Genomic DNA, 6,652 nt, shown 5'->3' on the forward strand with positions numbered 1-6,652 from the left:
GGGGTCTGCGGTTTCACATCGATCAGGGCTTTGCCACTATTCTCTGGATGCGCTGGCCGATGCGCTGCAAGAGCCATCCGAACGCATACGGCACCGTGCGGCCGAGGCCCTGCGTGCCCAAGCGCCGACGCAGGCGCGCCAGGCGCGTCGCCGGCTGCACCGGCGCCACCGGTCGCGGAGGCGGCGGGACCAATCCCATGCGTGTCGGGAATTTGTTGCGATACATCTCGGGATCCGACCAGCTGACGATGATCCGCTCCACTTGGTCCAGCGACCAGTCCGCCGGGGCGATGGCGGCCTTCTCATCGATACCGAAGGCATCAAGGCTCACGCGAAAGGGCTCCGAGCGGGCATCGATGCGCACCGCGCCATGATGCTCGATCCCCCGTGCGAAGCCAGCTAGCGCAACCCGATAGTCGTCGTCCGCAGCAGCGCTCGCCCGCCAAATGGACAGAAACAGATCCGTGAAATGCGCGTGCTTGTGCGCCTGCACGAAGCACTTGCGATAGATATCCCGATAGCTCTGTTCGAAGTCGTGCAACCCGACCAACTCCGGCACCAGCACCCACGGAAAACCCGCGGCCTTCATGGCTTGCAGGGTGTGGTACTCGGGGCGGATATCCACCCCCTCAGCCGGGATCGCCGCGAGCACCCGCTCGAGCAGCGCCGTGCGGTAGAGATGAATGCCGCCGATCCGCGGTCCACCGAAGAACTTGTCGAGGATGTAGCCCTGAATCTCGCAGACGTTCTCGGGCTGCTCCTCGGCGAGCTCGACCATCCGCAGGATCGAGCCGGGGCGCAGTAGCAGATCGGCATCGACACAGAAGGTCCAAGGCCGGCCTTGCGCCAGGCCAATTTGGAAACCGACGCGCATTGCCTGCGAGAACGGGGCCTCGCGGATCACGAAGATGGCGTTTTCCTCGATTCCCTGGTCGAGGATCAACTGGCGGCAGACCGACTCGGTGCGCTCTCCGACGGACCGGATGATGACGGTGATCGTCTCCAGCGCAGACGTCATGTCGATCCTTCGGGGCGGTGGATGCACTCGTCGATGCGATACCCTGCCATTCGCTGGCCTCGATCGCCCCGGCCGATGGCCTGGATCAGAGTTGTGTCCGAGTTATTGGTGAAAAGGGGCTTGTAGCCAACCACCAACGCCGCCTGTTGCTGTTCCATCTCCGCCTGTTGTTGTTCCAGCGCCGCCCGTTGCTGTTCGGTTTCAGCGCGCAGTTCGTCGAAGTGGCGCTGGATACTGCGTTGCTCGCGCAGATCGTTCTGACGCGCTTGGTACGCGTGATAGGCGCGATCCTTGTCGGAGAAGGCCTTCAGGGTGCTCATGGCTTGCCTCATCTCGTCGGTTTGCATCCAGGGCGGCAGGGCGTCGGCGTCGAGACGCTCCCCGTCCTTGAAGAATGCATCACCGAGGTCCTTGAAGAATGCATCACCGAGATTAAACGTCGTCCGTCCCTATTTACTCTGGCCGCCGTTCTGCTCTGGCTGTTCGGTACCGCGGCCGAGCGCGCCGGCACCCACCGCCGGCTGCATCCGGGCAACGGCAAGCGCCGCGTCGACTCGCGGATCTTCCTCGCGCGTCTGCTGCTCGTCCTCGACAGTACCCGTGATGTGCTCGATGAGCTGCTCACCGCCATCGCGCCACCAGACCAACGGGTTGCGAGCGATCATGACGGCCTGCTCGCCGACGGCGCCGCCGGGGGATGAGTTGGTGGGGATACCTCAGGGTCCGTCCCTGTTTATTCTTCTGATTATTTCTGTTTATTACCAGTCGCCCCAGGTTGAGCCGTCGGGGCGATTCCACCATCTTGGTTTTGTCATTGCAGAAGGAATAGTGCAAGGCTAATGAGGATACCGAGTATGGCCGCAACAAGCGACGCCACCATCAGGTAAAAATGAACTGCTCTTTTGCGGCTCTTCATCCGAATCAGTGGGTCGGCTTGCTCCAGTGTCGCAACGAGATCCCTGAGGCCACTGATATACCCGAGAACCTCCGGATAATACTGTTGGCGGTTCAGATAATGCTCCTCGGTGGCCCGAACCTGTGCGATGCCGCGCCGGGCTGACTCCAAGCGTTTGAGAAGATCGACATAGTTGGGCAGCACCTCGGTCGTGCACTCCAGAGAGCGAAATTCAAGTTGGTAGACCTCGGCCTTCTCGAGCAATGCCAGGATGCTTGCCTCGGTTGCATCGTAAATTGCTCGCTTTGCGTGATTCTCGGCACGCTCGATATCGGAATCGAATCCATCTCGGCCCTGCTCGGAAAGTGCCCGAATGAGGTGGAAGGCCACGTAGCGTAACTCGTTGACCGCGGGGATCGTGAGATTACGATCGATCTCCTCAGCTTGTTTAAGCTGGACTTCCGCCTGCTGAAAGAGGCTGGCAAGTGTTGCGAACCGCTCAGGTTTCTCAATCATCAGACAACGCGAAGAAACGATGCTGCTTCATCCGCGCAGCACGCGCCTCAAGCTGCTCGCGTGTCTGATAGCGACCGGATTGCAGTAACACGTTCCCTCTCGACAGTCGAGCGACGAGGGCTCTGGTTGCAGTGTCATGAGTCTCGGGAGCAGTTGCGCCGGATGTTCTTTTCGGGAACCTGTACGGGTGCAGTAAGAGTTTCATGCTTTTTATGTTTTATCATCAGATCGTTGACGGACGTCGACGGCCTCGTTCGTCATTTCGGCCATCGTGTCACGTGGCGCAGAGCGCCACCGGGCATGCGCGACATCGCGGAGCGGATGTCAAGAGCTCTTTGGGTTTTGGGTGGCTGGTTTAATCAGCGAGCACAGGCGTCGACCCCATCGAATCGCGTCACGACCGGAGGGTCGATATTCCGGCAGGCCGCATTTTCGACGCTTCGTCGATGATTGGGCGACGACGTTGACCACTAGACGATCAAACGGAGAGTCGCATCAAGTTGACGTTGGGTCGCCCGGTACGCCGGTGCAGTCGGTAACAAATCAACGCCGCTCCACCTTCGCCAACACCGCATCCACCATGGCGCCGGCGGAGCCGGTTTTGCTCTTGTCCGAAGCGCTGTTTCATGAGTATCGCAACTGTCTTGACCGCGATGGGGAGAACCGGGGGGAAGACCACGATTCATCGCGTTCATTACCAAGATTAAACGTGGTCCGTCACTGTTTATTCCCGCTCAACTGGAGCACGGCATGGAGGGTTTCTATTCATGATCCGTCATGGAAATGCTCAAACGTCTGGCAAATCCACGTCATCACATGATGAGGATGGTCTGTGCGTCGCTTTGCAAGCTGCGGCAAGTGACTGCATCTTCTCGATCCGACGGGACTTTTCGGACTCATGCCAGCCCAGGATTAGGCCATGCTCCGGGAAATCAATGGGAGCTGTGCAAGGATCGGGTTCGCAGCACAGGCCTGCTCGATTGACTTCTGCGACAGCGATCTCCACAGCGGCAAGGGCAGGTTTGTCGCGTATGTGCGCTCCGATAAACCAGAGACGTTCGTGAGCCATTTCATTCAAACCACAGACCGAGGTCTCAAATACTCCGGTTTGCTTGTTCTTCATCGGCTCGAAAACATGGGGTTTAGGATGTCCATCGGCGAAAAACTTGCGCTTTTCAAAAACAAATCGCGCAACCGATCCAGTCGGTGAAATGTATTGGTGCCGCTGGCTATCGCGTAGCGATGACCTTCCGAGCAAGGCCGATAAGATCCGTAGGAATCGAATCATCGAAAGTGTCCTGGCCGTTTCTCGTGTAATGGTCATTAAAGCGAGCGGCAAAGTTCAGTTGCCCGTCGTCTGCCAAGCAAAGGGTCAACATAGCCCCTTGCGGACCACGCCAATCGAAGACGAGATCACCGTCCTGGTCCAGGTCGATGGATGGCGCAGCGATGTCGGCCGGCAAAGCGGTTAGAAACGCTCGGCCGACGGCGAATAAATTGTTGTGCGAGGGGATCCCGCATTCGATTGCAAGCGCATACAGATCATCGAAACAGTAATCCAAACCTCCGGCAGTTCCGCTCAGTCTTCTGCGCGCCTCTCGCAGCGTCAGCGATAGGCGATGCGCCAGTGGGCCACCACTATCTTCTTCTTCGCCCCAAAGCCACGGCGCGAGGTGACCGGATGGATTAATCGCCAAGGTCGTCATTCGAGCGTCTCCAGTAGCTTGTCAGTTACATAGCTAAAAAATATGCGGTTTTTATCCGCTCTCAACGCCTTCAGCTGATCCCATAGCCGCTCTTGGTCAGAAACATCGATCGTCAAACGTTGTTTTAGGTCAATGTCAAGGATCACAGTAACGCTTTCTGCCGGTGCCGACGGTGCGTCGAGGGCTTGAGTGACAATCGCGACGGCTTGCGTCTCCGGGAGCGGAATCACGACCCTCTGCAGAAAGGACTGCAACGCCTGAGGCAAGGAAGCCGGCACTTCTGGCGGCGCCCTGAGATAGTCGGAAAAATCCCTGATCGGTAACGGCAAACGAAGCTCGTTGATGTAGCGGACAGCAATCTGAGTGATTCGGCCTTGCCCAGCCTCGTTCGGCACCACAACCTTAGCGAATGTATCCCAATAACGAAGCGCGGACTCTATGAGCTCTTCCCAGTTTTCATAGGGATACAAGCGACTCAGGGTGAACCCGTTCAATCGGCATTGCAACACATAGGGCCGCTGACTCGACTGCAGACGTAAACCATGGCGTGCGACTTGTGATTCAGGGGCCGGTGCTGTTCCCTCTATTCCGACCTGTAATCCAAATTCCGTGCGCCAAAGAGGTGACGACCTGTCGAACTCCGACGCCAACGCCTCGGCGTATACATCGAGGTCGTCGAGATTGGCAGCGGGATCAAACTGAATATCGATGACCGCCTCACGCACCGGGGCATTGGTCAATTTTCTAACATTCACGGTGATATCCACAGCCTCATCAGTACCATTTCAGTGAATCCAGAAAGAAATTCGCTGTATCTCTGAGATCTCTTCCCAGGACCCGCTCGACGATGTCGCGGTCTGTACCGTGAAAGCCGAGCAACAAACCTGGCAGTATCTCGTCACGCGGGGTCGCCGCCATTAGCCGCCGAACGCTTTGGTTAGCTTGCCCTTTTTCGTGACGATCCCGGCACGCTGCATGACACGCTGCAGCGCTATGGGATCAGCCTCGAGCTGATCGACCGTGCGCGCAATCGCACGAATCTCAGCATGCGCCGATTGCGGGAGTCTTGTCTGTGCGATTCCGGCCGGCCGCTTGGTCGATGTGTACTTTTTCATAGTCTTCAGCTCCGGATCCTGCCTTGGTCGTCACTCAGGTCCGCGGGTTGACGTCAGAAGTATCACGTGCCCTAGATTCACTTATTTATCGCGTTCATTTCCAAGATTAAACGTGGTCCGTCACTGTTTATTCCCGGGGGACGGCAGTTATCGGTCGTGCTCGAATTGCATCACCGCGAGATCTTCCTTGCTAGCCCGTTCGGAGACATGCAAGAACTCAACGCCGACGACCTGATCGTCCTCATCGAAGTCGAGAATGACGCCGGGCCGGACCTCTTCGGACTCAACGATGGTGCTAGAGCGGAGACGAAAGTAAAGTGCGTCGCCTTCTTTGTCGAGTTTCAGCTTCATCAAAATGTCCTCAGTCGGCGATCAAAAAAGACAGTCACACAGGTCGGCGAGCCGCCCGCGACACTGATCACCACGCGGAGCCAGCGATGCCCACGTTCGGGGACTTGCTTGAGATAATGGCGGGTACCGTCTGCGCGTTCCTCTGTTCGGTCAGGATCCCTGAAGGCCCTCTCAGCCCAAGCCAGTGGAATTTCACGCTCTTCGAGCATCTTCCGGCAATGTGCACTGAAATCCATGGCGGAGCAAATTCCTCGAAGTGACCGTACTCAATCAAAGTAATTTTAAGATGGGCGGTCAGAGTTTCAACGGCCAGCGCGATACGGCTGGACGTTGGTTTTCGCAGAGGCCGCCGAACTGGCACACCAGGGCGCGGCGCGTGATCTCGGACAGGCGCTCGCGATGGCGGATCAGCTCGTCGAGCCACACCGCCGCCTTGAAGCCGAAGCTGATGGGCGCCGCCTGCTGCTGGATGCTGGAAGGTCCGGCCGGCCATGACCGTGTCGCGATGATCGCGGGCGAGGCGCGCCACCGCGCCGATCACCTCGTCGATCTGCTGCTCGAGCATCCTGAAATCGAGCCGCTTGATCACCGCCGCTCGACTGATCTCTTCGGCCGCGCCGACCGGGATCAAGCCGAGCCGCGCCTGCGTGCGCGCCAGCGCCGCCTCGACGTCCAGCCAGGAGCGAAAGCGCGCCTCGTCCGAAAAGAGATGGCGCATTGCCGGATTGGTGAAGGTATCGCCGAAGTCAAGACTGTCAATCAGACTCGCAGCCATGTCGACACCCGATGACCGTAGCGAGGACGGTTTTGCTCCTGCCCGAAGCGCTGTTTCATGAGTATCGCAACTGTCTTGATCGCGATGTGGAGAACCGGGGGAAGACCACGATTGATCGCGTTCATGACCAAGATTAAAACGTGGTCCATCCCTGAGGTATCCCCAATAAAACGCCATTAGATACAATGTACTAGAGAAGCAATCTATAGAGAAAATGAACATGCATGGGGTTTGATGGTCCACAACGGGCGACCAAACCTGCGGAGGACCCCCCAT

Annotated in this window: 10 protein-coding genes and 1 pseudogene; 2 read left to right on the forward strand and 9 right to left on the reverse strand. The window is 58.0% G+C overall.

Annotation, left to right across the window (positions count from 1 at the left end; genetic code table 11):
• Positions 1-22: 22 nt before the first annotated feature.
• Positions 23-1,018, reverse strand: coding sequence for a glycosyltransferase family protein (locus CKO25_RS10565; protein ID WP_200387903.1), 996 nt, complete (start codon positions 1,016-1,018; stop codon positions 23-25).
• A gap of 137 nt (positions 1,019-1,155) precedes the next feature.
• Positions 1,156-1,413: pseudogene (locus CKO25_RS22140) on the reverse strand (PD-(D/E)XK nuclease family transposase); the annotation flags it as partial.
• Between CKO25_RS22140 and CKO25_RS10575 the strand changes: the two are divergent.
• The gene (locus CKO25_RS10575) at positions 1,342-1,719 is read left to right on the forward strand and encodes a hypothetical protein (protein ID WP_200387904.1); all 378 of its coding nucleotides are present in this window, start codon (positions 1,342-1,344) and stop codon (positions 1,717-1,719) included. The pseudogene CKO25_RS22140 and the gene CKO25_RS10575 overlap by 72 nt on opposite strands.
• A gap of 110 nt (positions 1,720-1,829) precedes the next feature.
• Here CKO25_RS10575 and CKO25_RS10580 read toward each other — a convergent pair whose 3' ends face one another.
• The 7 genes from CKO25_RS10580 to CKO25_RS21940 form a co-directional block, all read right to left on the reverse strand.
• A complete protein-coding gene (locus CKO25_RS10580; protein WP_200387905.1) occupies positions 1,830-2,429 on the reverse strand; it encodes a hypothetical protein in 600 nt (199 codons plus the stop codon).
• A 787-nt stretch (positions 2,430-3,216) separates the two neighbouring features.
• Complete coding sequence (locus CKO25_RS10585) at positions 3,217-3,717, reverse strand: hypothetical protein (protein ID WP_200387906.1); 501 nt, start codon at positions 3,715-3,717, stop codon at positions 3,217-3,219.
• Entirely contained in the window at positions 3,659-4,135 is a 477-nt protein-coding gene (locus tag CKO25_RS10590; protein WP_200387907.1) for a hypothetical protein, read from the reverse strand. Before CKO25_RS10590 ends, CKO25_RS10585 begins: the two co-directional genes overlap by 59 nt.
• Positions 4,132-4,902 (reverse strand): TIGR04255 family protein, encoded by a 771-nt coding sequence (locus CKO25_RS10595; protein WP_200387908.1) that lies wholly within the window; start codon positions 4,900-4,902, stop codon positions 4,132-4,134. The genes CKO25_RS10590 and CKO25_RS10595 overlap by 4 nt, the downstream gene beginning before the upstream one ends.
• Before the next feature lie 150 nt (positions 4,903-5,052).
• Positions 5,053-5,250 (reverse strand): hypothetical protein, encoded by a 198-nt coding sequence (locus tag CKO25_RS10600; protein WP_200387909.1) that lies wholly within the window; start codon positions 5,248-5,250, stop codon positions 5,053-5,055.
• Positions 5,251-5,397: 147 nt separating this feature from the next.
• Positions 5,398-5,601, reverse strand: a complete 204-nt coding sequence (locus CKO25_RS10605; RefSeq protein WP_200387910.1) for a DUF2283 domain-containing protein — start codon at positions 5,599-5,601, stop codon at positions 5,398-5,400.
• Positions 5,601-5,837 (reverse strand): DUF4258 domain-containing protein, encoded by a 237-nt coding sequence (locus CKO25_RS21940; protein WP_200387911.1) that lies wholly within the window; start codon positions 5,835-5,837, stop codon positions 5,601-5,603. The genes CKO25_RS10605 and CKO25_RS21940 overlap by 1 nt, the downstream gene beginning before the upstream one ends.
• Positions 5,838-5,857: 20 nt before the next feature.
• Here CKO25_RS21940 and CKO25_RS21945 point away from each other — a divergent pair, with 20 nt between their 5' ends.
• Positions 5,858-6,391 carry a hypothetical protein gene (locus CKO25_RS21945; protein ID WP_200387912.1) on the forward strand — a complete coding sequence of 178 codons (534 nt, stop codon included), beginning with the start codon at positions 5,858-5,860 and terminating at the stop codon, positions 6,389-6,391.
• Positions 6,392-6,652 lie beyond the last annotated feature (261 nt).

The sequence above is a fragment of the Thiocapsa imhoffii genome (assembly GCF_016583985.1).
GTDB classification, from domain to species: Bacteria; Pseudomonadota; Gammaproteobacteria; order Chromatiales; family Chromatiaceae; genus Thiocapsa; species Thiocapsa imhoffii.